The sequence below is a fragment of the Aeribacillus sp. FSL K6-8210 genome (assembly GCF_037963925.1).
Lineage (GTDB): Bacteria > Bacillota > Bacilli > Bacillales > Aeribacillaceae > Aeribacillus > Aeribacillus composti.
This window is the reverse complement of sequence record NZ_CP150172.1, coordinates 372618-392500: the sequence shown is the minus strand read 5'-3', so window position 1 is coordinate 392500 and position 19883 is coordinate 372618. Positions and strand designations below refer to the sequence as shown.

At 41.6% G+C, this 19883-nt stretch carries 19 protein-coding genes, 10 tRNA genes and 2 rRNA genes (1 of these 31 only partly in view); 3 read left to right on the top strand and 28 right to left on the bottom strand.

Translation table 11 applies throughout. From position 1 onward, the window contains the following. The 13 genes from NSQ41_RS02005 to NSQ41_RS01945 form a co-directional block, all read right to left on the bottom strand. Nucleotides 1-1094, bottom strand: a 23S ribosomal RNA gene (locus NSQ41_RS02005) (it extends 1839 nt beyond the left edge of the window). Between the two features lie 138 nt (nucleotides 1095-1232). Beyond that, nucleotides 1233-2786, bottom strand: a 16S ribosomal RNA gene (locus NSQ41_RS02000). Together the 16S and 23S rRNA genes with 10 tRNA genes alongside form the textbook arrangement of a ribosomal RNA operon. Nucleotides 2787-2860: 74 nt before the next feature. Next, nucleotides 2861-2934: transfer RNA gene (locus tag NSQ41_RS01995), tRNA-Gly, on the bottom strand. 210 nt (nucleotides 2935-3144) lie between these two features. Further along, nucleotides 3145-3218 (bottom strand) — tRNA-Pro (locus NSQ41_RS01990). A gap of 4 nt (nucleotides 3219-3222) precedes the next feature. Further along, a tRNA-Arg gene (locus NSQ41_RS01985) sits at nucleotides 3223-3299 on the bottom strand. Nucleotides 3300-3352: 53 nt separating this feature from the next. Beyond that, nucleotides 3353-3438 (bottom strand) — tRNA-Leu (locus NSQ41_RS01980). A gap of 5 nt (nucleotides 3439-3443) precedes the next feature. Then, nucleotides 3444-3525 (bottom strand) — tRNA-Leu (locus NSQ41_RS01975). A 6-nt stretch (nucleotides 3526-3531) separates the two neighbouring features. Then, nucleotides 3532-3607: transfer RNA gene (locus NSQ41_RS01970), tRNA-Lys, on the bottom strand. Between the two features lie 168 nt (nucleotides 3608-3775). Next, nucleotides 3776-3850 (bottom strand) — tRNA-Gln (locus NSQ41_RS01965). Between the two features lie 119 nt (nucleotides 3851-3969). Next, nucleotides 3970-4041: transfer RNA gene (locus tag NSQ41_RS01960), tRNA-Glu, on the bottom strand. Between the two features lie 8 nt (nucleotides 4042-4049). Further along, nucleotides 4050-4140 (bottom strand) — tRNA-Ser (locus NSQ41_RS01955). 4 nt (nucleotides 4141-4144) lie between these two features. Next, nucleotides 4145-4219: transfer RNA gene (locus NSQ41_RS01950), tRNA-Asn, on the bottom strand. A 134-nt stretch (nucleotides 4220-4353) separates the two neighbouring features. Beyond that, on the bottom strand, nucleotides 4354-4812 hold the full coding sequence (locus tag NSQ41_RS01945; RefSeq protein ID WP_063388239.1) for a SprT family protein: 459 nt from the start codon (nucleotides 4810-4812) through the stop codon (nucleotides 4354-4356). A 169-nt stretch (nucleotides 4813-4981) separates the two neighbouring features. Between NSQ41_RS01945 and cmpA the strand changes: the two genes are divergently transcribed. Then, complete coding sequence (gene cmpA, locus NSQ41_RS01940) at nucleotides 4982-5095, top strand: cortex morphogenetic protein CmpA (protein ID WP_094245000.1); 114 nt, start codon at nucleotides 4982-4984, stop codon at nucleotides 5093-5095. A gap of 143 nt (nucleotides 5096-5238) precedes the next feature. On the opposite strand, the gene NSQ41_RS01935 is transcribed toward cmpA, so the two are convergent. The 10 genes from NSQ41_RS01935 to NSQ41_RS01890 form a co-directional block, all read right to left on the bottom strand. Continuing rightward, nucleotides 5239-7395: a Tex family protein gene (locus NSQ41_RS01935; protein ID WP_144596839.1), complete on the bottom strand. Its 2157-nt coding sequence runs from the start codon at nucleotides 7393-7395 to the stop codon at nucleotides 5239-5241. Between the two features lie 98 nt (nucleotides 7396-7493). After that, nucleotides 7494-8093, bottom strand: coding sequence for a PP2C family serine/threonine-protein phosphatase (locus tag NSQ41_RS01930; protein ID WP_063388237.1), 600 nt, complete (start codon nucleotides 8091-8093; stop codon nucleotides 7494-7496). Continuing rightward, entirely contained in the window at nucleotides 8090-8875 is a 786-nt protein-coding gene (sigB, locus tag NSQ41_RS01925; RefSeq protein WP_063388236.1) for an RNA polymerase sigma factor SigB, read from the bottom strand. Before sigB ends, NSQ41_RS01930 begins: the two co-directional genes overlap by 4 nt. Then, nucleotides 8841-9323 (bottom strand): anti-sigma B factor RsbW, encoded by a 483-nt coding sequence (rsbW, locus tag NSQ41_RS01920; protein ID WP_063388235.1) that lies wholly within the window; start codon nucleotides 9321-9323, stop codon nucleotides 8841-8843. The genes sigB and rsbW overlap by 35 nt, the downstream gene beginning before the upstream one ends. Beyond that, nucleotides 9323-9646 (bottom strand): anti-sigma factor antagonist, encoded by a 324-nt coding sequence (locus NSQ41_RS01915; protein WP_339194049.1) that lies wholly within the window; start codon nucleotides 9644-9646, stop codon nucleotides 9323-9325. Before NSQ41_RS01915 ends, rsbW begins: the two co-directional genes overlap by 1 nt. 60 nt (nucleotides 9647-9706) lie before the next feature. Beyond that, nucleotides 9707-10714 carry a PP2C family protein-serine/threonine phosphatase gene (locus NSQ41_RS01910; RefSeq protein WP_066247065.1) on the bottom strand — a complete coding sequence of 336 codons (1008 nt, stop codon included), beginning with the start codon at nucleotides 10712-10714 and terminating at the stop codon, nucleotides 9707-9709. Nucleotides 10715-10723: 9 nt separating this feature from the next. Then, nucleotides 10724-11125: an anti-sigma regulatory factor gene (locus tag NSQ41_RS01905; protein WP_063388232.1), complete on the bottom strand. Its 402-nt coding sequence runs from the start codon at nucleotides 11123-11125 to the stop codon at nucleotides 10724-10726. 1 nt (nucleotide 11126) lies between these two features. After that, nucleotides 11127-11489: an STAS domain-containing protein gene (locus tag NSQ41_RS01900; RefSeq protein WP_063388242.1), complete on the bottom strand. Its 363-nt coding sequence runs from the start codon at nucleotides 11487-11489 to the stop codon at nucleotides 11127-11129. Continuing rightward, complete coding sequence (locus NSQ41_RS01895) at nucleotides 11489-12322, bottom strand: STAS domain-containing protein (protein WP_339210890.1); 834 nt, start codon at nucleotides 12320-12322, stop codon at nucleotides 11489-11491. The genes NSQ41_RS01900 and NSQ41_RS01895 overlap by 1 nt, the downstream gene beginning before the upstream one ends. A 106-nt stretch (nucleotides 12323-12428) precedes the next feature. Beyond that, the gene (locus tag NSQ41_RS01890; protein WP_339197155.1) at nucleotides 12429-13610 is read right to left on the bottom strand and encodes an IS701 family transposase; all 1182 of its coding nucleotides are present in this window, start codon (nucleotides 13608-13610) and stop codon (nucleotides 12429-12431) included. A 254-nt stretch (nucleotides 13611-13864) separates the two neighbouring features. Between NSQ41_RS01890 and NSQ41_RS01885 the strand changes: the two genes are divergently transcribed. Continuing rightward, nucleotides 13865-14974 carry an IS4 family transposase gene (locus NSQ41_RS01885; RefSeq protein ID WP_144596560.1) on the top strand — a complete coding sequence of 370 codons (1110 nt, stop codon included), beginning with the start codon at nucleotides 13865-13867 and terminating at the stop codon, nucleotides 14972-14974. Nucleotides 14975-15484: 510 nt separating this feature from the next. Here NSQ41_RS01885 and ndoA read toward each other — a convergent pair. The 5 genes from ndoA to acpS form a co-directional block, all read right to left on the bottom strand. Then, nucleotides 15485-15835, bottom strand: a complete 351-nt coding sequence (gene ndoA / locus NSQ41_RS01880; RefSeq protein ID WP_063388230.1) for a type II toxin-antitoxin system endoribonuclease NdoA — start codon at nucleotides 15833-15835, stop codon at nucleotides 15485-15487. 4 nt (nucleotides 15836-15839) lie between these two features. Beyond that, nucleotides 15840-16121: a hypothetical protein gene (locus NSQ41_RS01875; protein WP_063388229.1), complete on the bottom strand. Its 282-nt coding sequence runs from the start codon at nucleotides 16119-16121 to the stop codon at nucleotides 15840-15842. Between the two features lie 147 nt (nucleotides 16122-16268). Further along, nucleotides 16269-17423: an alanine racemase gene (gene alr / locus NSQ41_RS01870; protein WP_144596845.1), complete on the bottom strand. Its 1155-nt coding sequence runs from the start codon at nucleotides 17421-17423 to the stop codon at nucleotides 16269-16271. Nucleotides 17424-17536: 113 nt separating this feature from the next. Beyond that, a complete protein-coding gene (locus tag NSQ41_RS01865) occupies nucleotides 17537-18553 on the bottom strand; it encodes an outer membrane lipoprotein carrier protein LolA (RefSeq protein ID WP_165381955.1) in 1017 nt (338 codons plus the stop codon). Between the two features lie 123 nt (nucleotides 18554-18676). Continuing rightward, nucleotides 18677-19039 carry a holo-ACP synthase gene (acpS, locus tag NSQ41_RS01860; RefSeq protein WP_063388226.1) on the bottom strand — a complete coding sequence of 121 codons (363 nt, stop codon included), beginning with the start codon at nucleotides 19037-19039 and terminating at the stop codon, nucleotides 18677-18679. 97 nt (nucleotides 19040-19136) lie between these two features. Here acpS and NSQ41_RS01855 point away from each other — a divergent pair, with 97 nt between their 5' ends. Continuing rightward, nucleotides 19137-19853, top strand: coding sequence for a rhomboid family intramembrane serine protease (locus NSQ41_RS01855; RefSeq protein WP_063388225.1), 717 nt, complete (start codon nucleotides 19137-19139; stop codon nucleotides 19851-19853). Nucleotides 19854-19883 lie beyond the last annotated feature (30 nt).

Here is a 19883-nt window from a genome sequence, read left to right as displayed (position 1 = left end):
TGTCTAAGCAGCTCCACATCCTTTTCCACTTAACGTATACTTTGGGACCTTAGCTGGCGGTCTGGGCTGTTTCCCTTTTGACCACGGATCTTATCACTCGCAGTCTGACTCCCAAGGATAAGTCATTGGCATTCGGAGTTTGACTGAATTCGGTAACCCGATGGGGGCCCCTCGTCCAATCAGTGCTCTACCTCCAAGACTCTTCCCTTGAGGCTAGCCCTAAAGCTATTTCGGAGAGAACCAGCTATCTCCAAGTTCGATTGGCATTTCACCCCTACCCACACCTCATCCCCGCACTTTTCAACGTGCGTGGGTTCGGGCCTCCAGCAAGTGTTACCTTGCCTTCACCCTGGACATGGGTAGATCACCTGGTTTCGGGTCTGCGACCTCGTACTATTTCGCCCTCTTCAGACTCGCTTTCGCTGCGGCTCCGCCTTTCGGCTTAACCTTGCACGAAATCGCAACTCGCCGGTTCATTCTACAAAAGGCACGCCATCACCCGTTAACGGGCTCTGACTACTTGTAGGCACACGGTTTCAGGTTCTCTTTCACTCCCCTCCCGGGGTGCTTTTCACCTTTCCCTCACGGTACTGGTTCACTATCGGTCACTAGGGAGTATTTAGCCTTGGGAGATGGTCCTCCCTGCTTCCGACGGGATTTCACGTGTCCCGCCGTACTCAGGATCCACTCGGGAGGGAACGGAGTTTCGACTACAGGGTTGTTACCTTCTCTGACGGGCCTTTCCAGACCTCTTCGTCTACCCCGTTCCTTTGTCACTCCTTAATCGAGTGTCCTACAACCCCAAGAGGCACGCCTCTTGGTTTGGGCTGTTCCCGTTTCGCTCGCCGCTACTCAGGGAATCGCTGTTGCTTTCTCTTCCTCCGGGTACTTAGATGTTTCAGTTCCCCGGGTTGCCCTCCATACCCTATGGATTCAGGTATGGATACTGCCCCATTACGGGCAGTGGGTTCCCCCATTCGGACATCTCCGGATCGACGCTTACTTACAGCTCCCCGAAGCATTTCGGTGTTTGTCCCGTCCTTCATCGGCTCCTAGTGCCAAGGCATCCACCGTGCGCCCTTTCTAACTTAACCGTTTCTTCCTAACATGAGCGATCTATTCGTGAATGTCTTTCCGTTATCCAGTTTTCAAAGAACAATCAAGAAGGATATGATCCTTCAAAACTAAACAAAACGGAAAAGCGCACCCTATTTCAATGTATATATCCTTAGAAAGGAGGTGATCCAGCCGCACCTTCCGATACGGCTACCTTGTTACGACTTCACCCCAATCATTTGTCCCACCTTCGGCGGCTGGCTCCCGTAAGGGTTACCCCACCGACTTCGGGTGTTACAAACTCTCGTGGTGTGACGGGCGGTGTGTACAAGACCCGGGAACGTATTCACCGCGGCATGCTGATCCGCGATTACTAGCGATTCCGGCTTCATGCAGGCGAGTTGCAGCCTGCAATCCGAACTGAGAGTGGTTTTTTGGGATTCGCTCCACCTCGCGGTTTCGCTGCCCTTTGTACCACCCATTGTAGCACGTGTGTAGCCCAGGTCATAAGGGGCATGATGATTTGACGTCATCCCCACCTTCCTCCGACTTTTAGCCGGCAGTCACCTTAGAGTGCCCAACTGAATGCTGGCAACTAAGGTCAAGGGTTGCGCTCGTTGCGGGACTTAACCCAACATCTCACGACACGAGCTGACGACAACCATGCACCACCTGTCACCCTGTCCCCGAAAGGGGAACGCCCTATCTCTAGGGTTGTCAGGGGATGTCAAGACCTGGTAAGGTTCTTCGCGTTGCTTCGAATTAAACCACATGCTCCACCGCTTGTGCGGGTCCCCGTCAATTCCTTTGAGTTTCAGCCTTGCGGCCGTACTCCCCAGGCGGAGTGCTTAATGCGTTTGCTGCAGCACTAAAGGGTGGATACCCTCTAACACTTAGCACTCATCGTTTACGGCGTGGACTACCAGGGTATCTAATCCTGTTCGCTCCCCACGCTTTCGCGCCTCAGCGTCAGTTACAGGCCAGAGAGCCGCCTTCGCCACTGGTGTTCCTCCACATCTCTACGCATTTCACCGCTACACGTGGAATTCCGCTCCCCTCTCCTGCACTCAAGTTCCCCAGTTTCCAATGGCCGCTCGCGGTTGAGCCGCGAGATTTCACATCAGACTTAAGGAACCGCCTGCGCGCGCTTTACGCCCAATAATTCCGGACAACGCTTGCCACCTACGTATTACCGCGGCTGCTGGCACGTAGTTAGCCGTGGCTTCCTCGTCAGGTACCGTCAAGGTACCGCCCTGTTCGAACGGCACTTGTTCTTCCCTGACAACAGAGCTTTACGATCCGAAGACCTTCTTCGCTCACGCGGCGTTGCTCCGTCAGACTTTCGTCCATTGCGGAAGATTCCCTACTGCTGCCTCCCGTAGGAGTCTGGGCCGTGTCTCAGTCCCAGTGTGGCCGGTCACCCTCTCAGGTCGGCTACGCATCGTCGCCTTGGTGAGCCGTTACCTCACCAACTAGCTAATGCGCCGCGGGCCCATCCTGCAGTGACAGCTAAAAGCCGCCTTTCAACCGAAAACCATGCGGTTTTCGGTGTTATCCGGTATTAGCTCCGGTTTCCCGAAGTTATCCCAGTCTGCAGGGCAGGTTGCCCACGTGTTACTCACCCGTCCGCCGCTAACCTAAAGGAGCAAGCTCCCTTCGGTCCGCTCGACTTGCATGTATTAGGCACGCCGCCAGCGTTCGTCCTGAGCCAGGATCAAACTCTCCAAAAAAAGTTTGTCACCAAATGCTCTTGTCAGAATCAACAGGCACGCTTTTCGTTTTGTTCAGTTTTCAAGGATCATTTTGGAGCGGGTGATGGGAATCGAACCCACGACATCAGCTTGGAAGGCTGAGGTTTTACCACTAAACTACACCCGCGCGAAAATATTTGTTTTTCTATTTAGATGATAAACACGCATTTTCCATGCCTCTTCCTCTTCCAGCATTGTTCGAGGATGTAAATGCGTCGAGGCAACTCGCAGATTATTCATTGAAGTGTCGCTCGTGGCTGAGGTTTTACCACTAAACTACACCCACATATCTTAATTTATTCATGCAATTTTGCTTTTAAGCCTATATTGATCAAAATCGGGAAGACAGGATTCGAACCTGCGACCCCATGGTCCCAAACCATGTGCTCTACCAAGCTGAGCTACTTCCCGTATATGGCGCGCCCGAGAGGAGTCGAACCCCTAACCTTTTGATCCGTAGTCAAACGCTCTATCCAATTGAGCTACGGGCGCATTCCACAGGTTTTTTATTGTAACTCACTTAAAATATGATGTCAACACTTTTTTGGTGCGGTAGAGAGGACTCGAACCTCCACGGGGTCGCCCCCACTAGGCCCTCAACCTAGCGCGTCTGCCATTCCGCCACTACCGCGAATATGCGGGTGGAGGGACTTGAACCCCCACGCCGTAAGGCGCTAGATCCTAAGTCTAGTGCGTCTGCCAATTCCGCCACACCCGCATTAAATGGTGAGCCATGGAGGATTCGAACCTCCGACCCTCTGATTAAAAGTCAGATGCTCTACCGACTGAGCTAATGGCTCATAAAAAGTAATTTCTTCTAATCTGTTTTAAAGTCGGTCAGATGTCCCTTCCTCTTCCAGCTTTCTCAAGGATGCTGGATGCGTCGGGACAACTCGCTGCTTATTCAACGAAGCCTTGCTCGTTGCTCTACCGACTGAGCTAATGGCTCTTATTATTTTTATAATAAGTGGCTGGGCTAGCTGGATTCGAACCAGCGCATCACGGAGTCAAAGTCCGTTGCCTTACCGCTTGGCTATAGCCCATCAAAAAGTCACAAAATTTATTGTAACATTTTTTGAACGCTATGTAAAGACTTTTTGTTTTGGATTTTTTAAAGTTAGAAATAGGAAGTTTTTCAACTTCCTATTTCAGCGAATATGAATGACCCGTACGGGATTCGAACCCGTGTTACCGCCGTGAAAGGGCGGTGTCTTAACCACTTGACCAACGGGCCATTTTTCATGGCGGAGAAGGAGGGATTTGAACCCTCGCGCCGCTTACACGACCTACTCCCTTAGCAGGGGAGCCCCTTCAGCCACTTGGGTACTTCTCCAAATTGGCTCCGCAGGCAGGATTCGAACCTGCGACCGTTCGGTTAACAGCCGAATGCTCTACCACTGAGCTACTGCGGAATGAAGAAAAAATTGACGACTGTAACCATTGTAATGAGCATTTATAATTTTGTCAACAGTTCATTATATATTGTTTTTCGCTACCATCCAATTAGCGACGGCTTTTATACTTTATCATATCTTTCTCCTTTTCGTCAACCATTATTTTTATAAAATTGAATTTTTCCTCCGCACTTTCCGCATAAATATCGTTCTGGGTTCATTTTTCTACGGCGAATAAAAGTGCTCATACATGATAGGCATTTATAAATATAAATAATATTATTTTTATTTTTTTCTCTTAATGGTGTGCAAAATCTAGGTGCACCTACTTTTTTTAAAAGCATTTTAAAGTCAGAGTCCCGATGCCGAAAACCTTTTCCTTCGATATGAAGATGGTAGTGGCAAAGTTCATGCTTAATAATCCCTATTAATTCGTCCATTCCGTATTGTTCATAATATTTTTTATTCACTTCAATATCATGGCTGTTTAATAAATATCTTCCGCCTGTTGTTCGAAGACGGTGATTAAAATACGCTTTGTGAACAAATTTTTTCCCAAAAAAGGATAGTGAAATTTGCTCCACAAGTTTTTGAAGCTGGTCATCATTCAATGTACTGCACCTACTTTAAAAACATGTTGAACAGGACAACAACTTAACGCATACAATAAATATTACTACATCTAATCGGACTCACATATTTTATTTTAGCATATGCTTTTTTTCTTGACCATAAAATGGCAAGCCAAAAAGAACAATACATCCAAGGAGGTATTAACCAATGCCGAATTGGCTTATAAATCAAATGAAGAAAGCATATTATGAAAAAAACGTTTATCAAATCAAGTTATTAAATCAATGCTGGTATTTCTATAGAAAAAAGCATTGCTCATAATTCAACAGCTCTCAAAGAACAGACTAACTTTTTTTCAAAATTTTTGGTTGATAGATCGTTGTTTGCTTCCATCAGCATGCAATATAAGGTTGATAAAAAAATCAGCTGTCGACTTTGCCGACAGCCGTGATTTCTGTTGTTATTTATTTAACCATTGTTAAAGCGACTCTTCCTTTATCAACATCAACTTTTTCCACCCAGACTGTCACGATGTCCCCAACCGAAACAACGTCCAAAGGATGCTTTACATATTGTTTGCTTAATTTTGAAATGTGCACAAGTCCATCCTGTTTAACGCCGATATCAACAAATACACCAAAGTCTACTACGTTTCGAACCGTTCCTTGCAGCTCCATTCCTTCTTTCAAGTCTTCAAGCTGCAGCACATCTTTTTTCAAAAGAGGTTTTGGAACTTCATCACGAGGATCGCGCTCCGGTCTCATTAAAGCATCGCATATATCCTTCAATGTATATTCGCCAATATGCAAGGCTTTTGAAGTTTCTTGAATATTCAGCGATCTGATTTTATCTTTCAACAGTTCTGTACCGATATCATCGACTGTCAATGAAAGGCTTGACAGCAGTTTTCTAGCGTCTTCATAGCTTTCAGGATGAATGCTCGTCCTGTCAAGCGGATCGTCGCCGTCCAATATTCTTAAAAAGCCGATACATTGCTCATACGTTTTCTCCCCAAGCCGTGGGATGGATTTTAAATCGTTGCGATTCACAAATTTTCCAATTTCTTCTCTCCGTTTCACAATATTATGAGCCACTGTTTTTGATAATCCAGATACGTATTGCAACAGAGACGGCGAAGCAGTATTTACGTTGACACCGACTTGGTTGACAACTGTTTCCACAACAAACGTTAAAGAGTCATGCAATTTCTTTTGGGATACATCATGCTGGTATTGACCAACACCGATTGATTTAGGATCAATTTTCACCAATTCAGCAAGCGGATCTTGAAGCCTTCTAGCAATGGATACTGCGCTGCGTTCTTCGACTTCAAGATCTGGGAACTCTTCCCGGGCTAAATCAGAAGCTGAATAAACACTTGCTCCCGCCTCGTTAACAATTAAATAATAAATATCTTCTTTTAATTCTTTTATTACATCTGCAACAAATTGTTCTGTTTCTCTTGAAGCTGTTCCATTGCCGATAGCGATTACTTCAATTTGGAAGCGTTGAATAATATCGATCAGCTTTTGTTTTGATTTTTCTATTTCATTTTTTGGCGGATGAGGATAAATCACATCAATATAAAGAACTTTTCCAGTTTCATCGACTGCCGCAAGCTTGCATCCTGTACGGTAAGCCGGGTCGATTCCTAAAACGATCGTTCCTTTTAATGGAGGTTGAAGGAGCAGTTTTCTTAAATTTTCGGAAAAAACACGAATGGCCTGATCTTCAGCTTTTTCAGTCAATTCTTTTCTAATCTCCCGCTCAATCGAAGGCTGTATGAGCCGTCTATACGCATCCTCCAACGTTTCAATTAAAATATCAGCAGCAATTGTCCTTTGATCCGAAACAATTTTTTTCTTCAAATAGGCTACTATTTGTTCTGTCGGCGGCTCGATTGCCACCCTTAAAATCCCTTCCTTCTCCCCTCTGTTTAACGCCAAAACACGATGGGGAACGATTTTTCTGATCGGTTCTTCATATTGGTAATACATTTCGAATACTTTTTTCTCATCTTTTTCTTCGTCTTTACACGTTGAGACGACCATACCTTCTTTCAACGTTTGCTCCCTTATCCATTGCCGATAATTCGGATCGTCTGAAATCCATTCTGCAATAATATCTTTTGCACCAGAGAGAGCATCTTCAACCGTATGGATTTCTTTCTCTTCATTGATGTATTTTTCGGCTTCTTCTTCAATCGATCCCGCTAGCGGCAAGGAATATATCCATTTGGCTAAAGGCTCAAGCCCTCTTTCTTTTGCAATCGTTGCTTTCGTTCTTCTTTTTTGCCGGTATGGCCGATACAAGTCTTCAACTTGCTGCAATTTTTCAGCCGCCAGTATTTCATTTCGCAAAGATTCTGTTAGTTTTCCTTGTTCCTCAATTAACCGAATAACTTCTTCTTTTCTTTTTTCAAGGTTTTGTATGTATTGCCAGCGTTCACTAATGTTTCGTATTTCCACTTCATTTAAAGCGCCTGTTTGTTCTTTTCTGTACCGCGCAATAAAAGGAACGGTGTTGCCGTCTTCAAGCAATGCAATGACATTTTGAATTTGTTTGGTGGATATTGATAATTCGCTGCTTAACATTTGAAAAATTTTCTCATTATTTAACATTCTTTAGCCTCCACTACTATTTCCATCTACATAAACATTTTATCAAAAATTTTTTCAACATAAAAAGACAACCGTTATCCATCCGATTGTCCCAACAATTAAAAAAGCTGCCCGATTATATAAGTTAAATCATCTGTCCGATCGGAAAGAAATTTATTGAAGCCTTTCGCAATCTCGTGAATAGAAGAATGATCTTTTAACGCCGTTTTAATGTTTGAAGCATAAAGGCCATCAGTGTGAATAATAAATTTTGACCCTTTTTCATATGAAAAAGTGCGGATGCGATATTTCTTCATTTTACCAGGTAAATATCCAGCGGTTGGAATTGGATAAATGTATTCCCCAGAAGGCAAATATAAGATGAAACGAACGTTTCCTACCGAGCCGTATGTAATAGTTTTGTCTACGAAATCCACTTTTAATATTCCGACTGTCGCGCCTCTTTTACCTTTTAATTTCTTATGGCACTGTTTAAAAATCTCATGTACAGTTTCCTGCTGGTATTGCTTCACCGTTTGGCATATGATTTCAGATGATTCACGCGCAGCTTGTCCACTTCCCAACCCATCTGCGACAACACAAACAAATCTATGCTCGTCCGTACAGGTGAAAAAACTGTCTCCACAATAAGCACTGCCTACTTTTCCAACCTGACATGTCAAAAATTGAATATGTTCAGTTTCTTGATATTGAATCATTGCCCTATCTCCATTGGATCAGCGTGAACAGCTTTTTTTAATTTTTTTAATGCTTGGCGCAATAGTCTGGAAACATGCATTTGGGAGATACCTAAAATTTCACCTATTTCTTTTTGACTGCGGTTATGATAAAAAGAATGTAGAATAATTTCTTTTTCTCTCTCAGTTAAAACGTGCATAATGTTTTCAATAGTCAGTTTTTGAAGAATGCGTTCAAAGCCCTCGTCTTTTTGTCCGACAAGATCTAAAATGGTGACCGCGGTTCCATCCGGTCCAGCTTCTATTGAGTGATCAACAGAAAGCGTATGATAGTTTTTGACCATTTCCATAGCTTCCAAAACTTCTTCCTCAGCTGCTCCTAAATATTCTGCTATTTCCTTGACCTTCGGAGAGCGCTCCAGCTGACTCGTCAACTGCTCCACCGCTGCATTTATTTTTGGTCCAAGTTCTTTCATTCTGCGGGGCACATGGACGCTCCACGTTTTATCCCGAAGATAGCGTTTGATTTCTCCAATAATCGTTGGAACAACAAACGCATCAAATGATTTCCCAACTGTTGGGTCGAAGCGATCAATCGCTCCCAATAAACCGATCATCCCGACCTGTACCAAATCCTCCTGATACATTTTCGAACTTGAGTACTTTTTTGCCAGTGCAACAACAATTGGCTGATAAAGTTCAATAATTTGTTCTTGTGCTTTTTCATCTTTATTTTCCTGAACTTGACGAATGAGTTCATGGATTTCGTTATTGCTTCGTTTTTGACCATGAGGTTTGTTCATTTCTCATTCGCTCCTCATTTAAAAGCTTGGACATCTTGACAGTTACTCCTGAGTTCATATCGATTGTCACTTCATCCATTAGCGTTTTAATTAGAAACAAACCTAAACCGCCCTCGCTCAATTTTTCAATCGGCATGGAAGGAGAATAAGGCCCGGTGTTTTCTTTCATTTTTGATAAATCGAAATTTTTTCCATCGTCTGAAACAGTGATCTCTAATCGATTTTCAAACAAGCTGAAGCCGATTCTCACTTCACCGTTTTCATTATGACCGTAGGCATGCTGCACCGCATTTGTACACGCTTCACTGACGGCAATCTTTAAATCTTCAATGTCATCATATGTGTACCCCATTCTATTGGCGATACCGGATAGAGTCAATCTGACAATCCCTATATACTCAGTTTTCGCAGGTATTTTCATTTCAATGTAATCAATACATTTATCCATTAATCCTCACCTTTTCTTGAAATCTCGATGATGCTGTCCAAACCGGTAATATGAAATAAGCGCTCCAGCCGCGGCGACAAATTTGTCAATTTCAGCTTTCCGCCTTGTTTTCTGACCGTTTTCAACAATCCGACAAAAACTCCTAATCCGGTTGAGTCCATATATTCAACATCTTTTAGGTTGACTTCAATAAAAGGTTCGCTTTCCTCAGAAATGGGCGCAAGTTTATTTTTTAGCGCTGGCGCAGTATAGGCATCAATCTCTCCTTTTAGATGCACATACGAAACCTTTTTTTCCTTTTTAATATCAATTTCAAGATTCATTCTGATCCCCCTCATAAAAGACAAAATCATCCATTCACTTATACCCTTTTTCGAAGCCGTTTAAACATTTTTTTTCATAATGATTAAGGTGAAATCATCCCGCAATTGAAAACCTTGCATTTTCTCAAAATCTTTATAAATATTTTCTACTATTTGTTGAGCAGGCAAATGTAAATGAGCTCGGATGGCGCTCGTCACTGCAGCTCTATCAATAAATCCTTCCTTCGTTCTTGTTTCAGTTACTCCATCTGACAAAAGAATAATCATATCGTTTTGGAAAAGATTTAATTCATATTGCTCATATTTCACTTGCCGGTCAACACCTAAAACAAGCCCTTTTGATTGAAGGTCATAAAAGTGATCCTCGCTGGCGCAATAATAAAAGCCCGGTTCATGTCCTGCAGATGCATATGTAATCTTATTCGTCCGAAAATCGTACTTACCAAAAAACATGGTAATAAACATATTGACATCGATGTTTTGTTCAACAACTCTATTTAAATTTTCTAATATGTAGCTCGGATTTTGCCTTGATTCCAGGAGGCTGTCCATCGCATATTTAATCATTGATATACACAATGCTGCAGGTATGCCTTTGCCTATGACATCCGCAATCGCAACGCTCATTGTGTTTTCATGTTCTGCAAACTGGTAATAATCTCCGTTCATAATTTTGGCAGGAACGCTGATGACCCCTATGTCCAATTCTTCGACTTTTGGAATATTTGTTTGCAGCAGTGCCTGCTGTACGTTTGCTGCAATTTCAATTTCGGATTTCAGCTCAAGCTGCCTGCCCCTCAAAAATTGATGTTCTTGATAAGCCAGACCATAACCAACCATTACCTCCAATAAAAAGTCAAAGGAATCTAAAATCTTTTTTGGTATGTCTGGAAATAATTCTTTTAAAACTTTTAAATGGATGTTGATGATTTCCTCAGGCGGTATTTTATGTTCAATTGCTTTCCAACTGAAGCGCTGCCCTTCATATAAAGCTTGTTCGGTCAGTTCTTGAATGTAATTTGCTAACATCTCTTTATATTTCATTTGAATATCATCATCAAACGCCATAAAATCCTCCTAACGAAGCCATTTCACCACTTGTACAACGGTCCCTTCGCCTGTCTTTGAGTCGATATAAAATTCGTCCATTAAGCGCTTAACACCAGGCAATCCAGCCCCAAGTCCTCCTGACGTCGTAAATCCATCCTCCATTGCCTTGCGAATATCAGGAATTCCCGGCCCATGATCAGAGGCGGTAATTTTAATTCCTTTTTTTTCTTTTTCTTCAATTTTATCGATGTAAATTTTCCCACCATTTGCATAATGATAAATGTTCCTTGCTAATTCTGATATTGCGGTGGTAATCCGGGCTTGGTCCACTGCGCCGAATCCAAGTTCTTTCGCAGCATGACGACCCAATTGGCGGGCAGCCACAATATCCCATTCGTTCATAATCATTACACAGGATTGGCCATCCATTCTAATCCTCCAGCTCCTTAAGCAATTCCAGCCCTTTTTCCAAGTCAAGCGCAGTATGAATATCTTCCAGTTCAATGCCTAATTCGATCAGCGTAATAGCCACAGCAGGCTGAATACCTGTCAATACGACCGTCGCCCCCATTAACTTAGACATGTTGACACAGTCCCCTAAAATCTTGGCGATAAATGAATCAATGACATCAACGGAAGTTAAATCAATGACAACACCTGTTGCTCCTGTTTCATGAATTTTCTTTAATAAATCTTCCTGAAATTGCATCGCTGTTTTGTCGTCCAGCTCCCACTGTATTGAAATTAATAGATTATTATACAGTTTTAAAATAGGTATTTTCGACGTTTTCATCATCTGCGTTCACCCATTGAAACAATTTTTCGATTGGTCATTTCAAGCGCAGCTTCGATGCCTTTTTGAAGGGTATTTTTCGTTGTAATTTGACTTAAATCAATGCCTAGATTCACTATCGTTTGCGCAATTTCAGGGCGAATGCCGACAAGCAAACTTTTTGCTCCTACAAGACGAACTGCTTCTGCAGCTTGTATAATGTGATGGGCTACCATCGTATCCACAACAGGCACACCGGTTATATCAATCAGCACCACTTCAGAACGATATTTAACGACCCCTTTTAATAAATTTTCCATAATTCTTTTGGCACGGTCCGTATCAATCGTTCCAATCAATGGCATAACAGTGATGCTATCAAAAACCGGAATCAACGGCGCAGACAATTCTTGCAGAGCCATTTTTTGGAGATTAATGGTTCTTTCATATGAAGAGGTATATTGCAGAAATACTTCCCGATTAACCGGTGAGGTAACTTTCTCTATCTCCGATAATAATTCAAGCGGATCACCCGGTATTTGTTTCTCAAGCAATTTAGCAAATAATATTTTTTCAAAAGTATGTAAGCATTGAGCAATTTTGTCCATTGGCCAGTCAAGCTGGACAATCCGTTTTGAAAATTCATGAATTTTTCCAGAAAATTCATCTTCTTTGTTTTTGCTCCATTCGATGAGAATATTCACATATTCTGCAGCAATTGCTTGATCAATTTGATCAGACTCAGCGGAAATTGATTGGGCATCAGCCTTGTTGAAGCGATCAATCCAATCCTTCATAATCTCGTCTCGATGCATTCGGATAAATTCAACTATTTCAGAAATTTTCAGTGACATGTTGCATGTCTCCTTTCAAAAACTTTGCCTTTTCAACTTTTATACTGTAGATGAGCAATTTTCATAACAATAATTACCATACCAAAAGAGACAAACAGGGTACCCCTTATGCCACATGGAGCTGTTTTTTGACAACATCAATGGGAATATCTTGCTTCGCTGCATGGTAAATGAACTCGACGAGACTATGCCCTTTCTTCGTTCGGAGAAGATCAAGCCCAGTAGAGAAATCCCGGTTGGACTCGACCATACTGTACACATAAGCGAGTTGCACCAAGATCCAATACCGTTTCACCGCCCGACGATGACGAACACGGTACCCATCGAGCTTCAGCTGGTCTTTCGCTTGTCGAAAAAAGCATTCGATCGACCAACGTTGGGCATAGTAGCGCAAGATCTCTTCATCGCTTAGCTCCCGGTCGGTGCTCAAGACGCAGTGAAGATGTTCGGGTGTCATCGGCTGATCGGCTTTCCAAGCCAACAACACAACGGCATCATCGAGACCTTTCAGCGATCCCTCGTAGCGATACACGCGATAACGCTCTTCTCCCACCGTGACGAGATGGGTGTCGTTCGGTTCGATATAGCGGGCAAACTGTTTGGCTTGGATGGCGATGCCTTTCGGATAGAGAATCCGGTTCGTTTTGAGCATCGCGATGACGTGAAATCCTTTTTTCAGACAGGCTTCCACGAGCGCTTGCGATGGATACCACGAATCCATCAGCACATAAACGGGACGGCGTACATCCAAAGAAGAAAGCATCTCGATCGCGAGTTCCCCCTTGCTTTTCCCAGCCGCCTTGTCGTAGAGGCGGAACGCAAAGGGAAAAGCCTGGGTCATCGTATGAACCATGAGCCAAACAAGAGAATGTCCCCAGATCGACTTTTTCTCTGTGTGAGAATAGTGCCAATCACACCCTTGAATGGCGTGCGTTGCCCGTGACGAAGGCTTGATTTTTTGGCAAATCGTATCATCGATCGAAACAAAAAGGGGTTGATTTTTCTGTTTGGCGATCCGTTCGACACGATGAAGCATCCATTGCTGGAGTTTGCCAAGCAGCGTCTCTTCATCCCAAGGGCTTTTCGTGAAAAAATGGCTGAGTGTCGTTCGATGATTGGGGTGAAAGCTCCAATGATGAAGATCGGTCAACGTTCCAGAAAAGCCTTTCGTGATCATCGCATCCACGATATGAACGAGATGCTTCATGACAGGTTTTGAAAAATAAAGTGCCAACCCCAACATCGTGAAAAACTTGTGGATTCCTTGATGATGTGCTAATCTATTCATGAGACATGAACCTCCTTGTGTGAATGGTTTGTTGGCACATCTATTCTAACCAAGGAATCGGGTTCATGTCTCCTTTTTTGTTTCGATGTAAATTTATGTTAGTGATTTTGCTCATCTACTGTTTTATAGAAAAATCACTAGCGTTGCATTAATTTAATTCGAAAATTCCGAATTGAAAAAAGTCCATAAAAAAATCCTTTATAATGGATGGTACAGGTGGTCCCTGTCCAAATCCAATATAAAGGATGAAGCCTATGGACAAGGATACACTATTTTCTTCATTTGGTAAATGGGTCACTCCTCTCAATTCTGTTAAATTTACACAAAGAATTGAAGAGATGAAACAAGATAAATATACGAAAAAATTAACCACAAAAGCGTATTTACTTTTGTTTTTGCATGCTCAACTTCAACAACGAGAAGGACTGCGCGCCATCGCCGATGATGCGTTACTGGATGATTTTCAGCGAGAATTAGGATTGACATCTATTAGTGCTTCACAACTTTCTCGAAAACATCGCCAAGTAAAACCCGAATTGCTCGCAGAAATCTTTCTGGATTTAGTGAATCAAATCCGCCAGATGTCCACGAATTCCTCCAGTCAGGTGAGTGGCTTAAAAATCGTGGATTCTACGACCATTTCACTGAATCTGAAAAAATATCAATGGGCTACGTTTCGCAAAACGAAGTCGGGAATTAAGGTTCATTTACGACTGGTGTTTGTCAATGAAGATACGGTTTATCCGGAAAAAATGGTCATGACCCCAGCAGGGAACAATGATCGAACACAAATGGAACAACTGATCGACGAAACAGATGCCATGTACGTGTTTGATCGTGGTTATGTAGACTACGAAAAGTTCGATTATTACTGTGATAAAGGCCTCTTTTTCGCCTCCCGTCTGAAAAAGAATGCCTATGTTCGATTTCTTGAATCGTTCTCTGTCCCATCCAATTCCTCTATTTTATCTGATTCGATGGTGGTCATTGGGACACCACAAAAACGAACGGAAAATGTCTTTCGATTAATCGAAACATTCGATTCGGACGGGAATCGAATTCGAATCATTACGAACCGATTCGACCTAGATCCAGAAGAACTTGGTGATATCTATCGTTCTCGATGGGCCATTGAACTATTTTTTAAGTGGATTAAGCAACGTTTAACACTCAAACATCTTTATGGAACGAGTCCAGAAGCTGTAGAAAATCAGGTTTACTTAGCTCTGATTTCTTACTGTTTACTCATTCTTATTCAACTTGAAATGAAATCGAAACATTCTCTCACCCAGATTTATCGTTGGCTTCGCGTTTTTCTTTGGAAACCAAGTACCGTGTGGGTGGAACGAATTCAACGGGAATGAGTTGAAAAAAGTCGGCGAAGCGCAGTAGCCATGTAACAATAAAACAAATACATTTATTACCAAATGGATAGTGATCACCTTTAGTTGGTTACTGCCTTGTTTTTCGTTTATTATAAAATATTTTATTCAGAAAATTCTGCATAAAATGTTTTTATTTTTTATGCAACGCTACTGTAGAAAAATAAAAAAAAATTATAGATATGTTCCCGTTTTTATCATTTTTCTTCCACAATATCTGCTAATGCTGTCGCATGCATTGCTTACAGCTATTTTATAAAGGGAATGCGGCAAATCTTCCTTTCGCTTCTCGACTATGGAAGATGCTGTTTTTAAATGCTTCGTCGTTTAAAAAAGCGAATGCAGCTTGTCAGCACGTCTGTTCATTTTTGCGCAAAAATCAAAAATACCACAGTTTCGCAACTGTGGACATTTTTTCAATCTTATTTATTTTAAACATTCTACCTGCAGGCAGTCCTTTTGAAAAGATCGTTGAAATATACGTAAAAAATATTAGAAATCGATCAGCCCTAAACTGATTTGTAAGGCATCGTCCACTTTATCCATCATTTCATCATCAAGATGGGTAATTTTATCCGTTAACCGTTGTTTATCAATCGTTCTAATCTGCTCAAGCAAAATGACCGAATCCCGTTCAAATCCATATTTTTTCGCATCAATTTCAACATGAGTCGGCAATTTTGCTTTTTGAATTTGTGCTGTAATAGCGGCTACGATCACCGTTGGACTAAAACGATTCCCTATATCATTTTGGATAATTAAAACTGGACGAACGCCGCCTTGCTCTGAACCAACTACAGGGGATAAATCAGCAAAATAAACGTCGCCGCGTTTAACAATCAAAAGATTACCCCCCGCTAACTAAGCGTTCAACGGTGTGTTCAGCCTCATACTCTGCCAGAAAAGCCTCCGATGCAATATTTAGATTGATCTTCGCCATTTCCATATAACCGCGTCTCATTGACTCGCGAATTTGGCGTTTTTTACGCTCTCTCAAATACATTTTCATTGCTTGATAAATAAATTCACTTCTGTTTCCGTTTTCCTGTTTCACGATTCCATCTAATTCAGAAACAAGTGCTTGTGGCAATCGAACAATAATTTCCGTTGTTGAGCTGGATTCAGACACCAAAATACACCTCCACCGTTCCTACAAAGCCGAAATCATTTTATTCCAATATTAATATTAACATTTATATTCGTTGAAGCAAAGCCATTTTTCAAATAATTTCTTCAATATTATCGGCATTGATATGAATATTTTATTCAAGTTTCTTCATTTTTCAGTAAGCAGAGGATTTCTTACGTTTGTTTTGCCACCATTTCTTATATAAATCCGAGGAACCCGCCAATTGATCATGCATGGAATTTCATAATTAATCGTTTCCAGCCGTTTGGCCACTTCATCGACTGAAATCATGTCATTGCCTTGTGAACCGATAAGTGTCACTTTTGTCCCGACAGGTTTTTTTTCCGGAAGCTTAATCATCAGTTGATCCATGCAAATGCGCCCGATAATAGGAACGCGCCTTCCATCGACAAGAACTTCCGAACCAGTCAATTTTCGAATCCATCCATCAGCATAACCGATTGGAACCGTACCAATCCATTCCTCCTCTTTCGCTGCGTATGTTGCTCCGTAACTTACTTTTTCCCCTTTTTTTATTTTTTTAATATGAACAATCTTTGAGTGTAAAGAAAAGGCTTCATATAACGGAAAAGGCAGCGTGCTTTTGATAAATTCCGATGGCGCCAAACCATACATGGAAATGCCAAAGCGAACCGCATTAAAAGTTTTTGTTGGAAAGCGAAGAGTCGCAGCACTGTTAGCACAATGAATAATCAAACCGTCTGTATCCACGATTTGCAATAATTCCAGGAAACGTTCATATTGCTGTTCAAAATATGCTGTATCGTGTTCGTCTGCTGTGGCAAAATGAGTGAATATACCTTCTAATCGACATAACTGCTGTCCCTTTATGAGCGAAATGGCTTGTTCGAGTTCTTTTTTATCTCTTATTCCGATCCGTCCCATACCTGTGTCTAATTTCAAGTGGATGTTGACTGATGTTTTCCCTAAATATTTCCCAGCACTTTCCAGCCATTCAGCTGAATAGGCAGTCACACTTATCCCATTTTCTCCTGCAACTGTAACATCTTCTGGTCTTACCGCTCCTAAAACGAGGATAGGGGCCTTTATTCCTGCTTGTCTCAATTTCAATGCTTCATCTAGAAAAGCGACTGCTAATTTAGCAGCACCTGCTGACAATGCTGCTTGGGCAACTTCCACATCTCCATGACCATAAGCATTAGCTTTCACAACAGCAATAATTTCAGTTTCATTCGGCAAATGTTCCTTTAATCCATGAATGTTCGCTTCAATATGATCTAAATTAATTTCTGCCCATGTATCTCGGAAATAGTTCTGCATCTTAATTTCATCTCCAACGATATCGTTTTGTTTATTTTATATCACTGTTTCTTTTTAAACAATAGTACATAAAAAAGGCGGCAGAAGATCGTTTCTTTTGCCGCTCAATTTTACTACTTCCCTGATTGGCTTTGTACAGAACGAGCAACTGCAATCATTTCTTCTTGCGTCAGTTCGTTTGAAGCGAGCATATAATCCACACCATTATATGTCCATGTTAAAGAATTGTCGGTCAGCGCTCCAACTGCAAACCCTAAATCGACCAGCTCTCCGCTGACAAATTCTGAAGAGGTAACTGGTGAAACTTCCGCAAGCTCCTCAATAAGAGTAAATGATTTTTCGCCTCCGTAAGTTAATACTACTCGTTTTCCGCTATCTGTATTCAGCTCTTTTTCTTGGACGAGATCGACACCTTCCGGCAAGTCTTCCTTAAGCGGATAAAGAACAGCAAATTGTTTGTTCGCTGATTGAGCCAAAACAGGAATATCCACTTGGGCATTGGACATCGTTTTTTCTATTTCAAAGGCATTTTTATCAAATTTTGGATTCGATTCAAAATTGGAAAATTCAACAGAAACAAGCGCATTCCGATCAACATCCATCACTTTCACATATGAAGGTGTCAAATTTTTCTTATGAAATGCAATTTTTTGGTATGGGAGCATTTGATTGTTTTGATAATTGGTTTTTGTTTCAAATACATAGTTCTTTTCCCCGACTTCAAATTTCGCTTCTTTATCCTTCAATATATCTTGGACAAGCGATTCATACAGGTAAGCTTGACTCGAATTTTGCGGCCAATTGCTTTGGAAACGGAAGCTTTTGTTCAAAGCAGGAGTCAGAACAAATACCCCATCATCATTTCTTAAAATAATCTGGCTTTGATCCCTGTCATCATTTTTTAATAGCACTCGATAATAATGGGGCTTTTTGTGCCAAATTTCCACTTCATACACATGCGGCTCTTCCGCTGTTTTGATCGTCATTTTGGCGTTCACCTTATAGCCTTTTAATTCTTCAATTTTTTTGTTCAATGCACTTGAAACGTCTTCTTTTGATTTTACGCCACATGCAGATATTAATCCCACAAAAAGCAGACAGACAATCACGAGCTTTACGCCTCTCGTCAAATTTTTCAACCCCTTTGCCTCAATTAGCGTCACTAGGAAGTTTTGAAGAGTCAGTGAACAATTTCTGACTTGTCTCCCCTACCGCATTACAACTATATGAGGCAAGGTCAGCAAATATGCAGACTAGCTTGACAGGCTTTCAATGATTACTTGTGCAGCAGCAAAATTTTTTGAATGAGTGATTGTCACAAACACCCGGTCTGATGTAATATTTTGCACAATGATCGGTTTCCCTTTTTCATCATGTAAAATTTCAATATCTAAAAAGCCCACTGTCTTTCCGATTCCTGTCCCTAATGCTTTGCTAAATGCTTCTTTAGCGGCAAATCTGCCTGCCAAAAACTCCAATTGTCTTGAATCCCGCAATTTATTAAAGATTTCCTTTTCGCGAAACGATAAGATTCTGTCAATAATGTTGGATCTCCGCTCCATAATATCTTTCATCCTGTCCATTTCAACGATATCAAGTCCAATCCCAACGATCACACCATCACATCCCTTTAATTTTCTACTGTACTATTTATAAATTGAAAATCATACAAATGATTATAGAATACTTGTCCTGTTGAAAAGGAGAATTCACATGTTTCGCAGAACAGAAAGCCTTCACACTTTTATTCGCCTTTATCCTGCTGTCACGATCATAAGCTGCATACATGTTGTGTTATGGATTATGATGAAACTTTCTTTCCCAATATTTACGCTTCTATTTTCTTTTTTAACCGGATACAATGCAGGGGTTCATTCAGGGGAATGGTGGCGGCTCATTACACCAATTTTTTTGCATACTAGCTTTTCCCATCTTTTGTTTAATACAATCACACTTATTATTTTTGCCCCGCCGCTGGAACGAATGGTAAAGTCAATTTATTTTCTGGTCATTTACAGTGCATCAGGCATTATAGCCAACATTGCAACCTATTTGATCATGCCAATGGATTATTCTCATGCAGGAGCTTCAGGGGCGATTTTTGGCATTTTGGGCACGTACATGTTCATCTGTTTTTTCCGAAAGGAATATATGGATCAAAAAAACTCTCAAATGATCTTAACGGTTACAGCCATAGCTCTCGTACTGTCTTTTATTGATGCCCATATCAATGTAGTTGCACATGTAACAGGACTTCTGGCTGGATTTTTGCTAGGTAAAGTGTTTGTCCGTAAAAAACCAAGCTTCATTCATTATACGTATTATCATCAACCGGTTCGGCAGGAAGGAATGAAATTATTTTTCAAAAAATGGTCGATATGGATTTTTGTTTTCGTTTTTATACTTGCGGCTATTTTATATGTGTTGTAAAAATTTAAATCACTCCCATCCACATGAGAG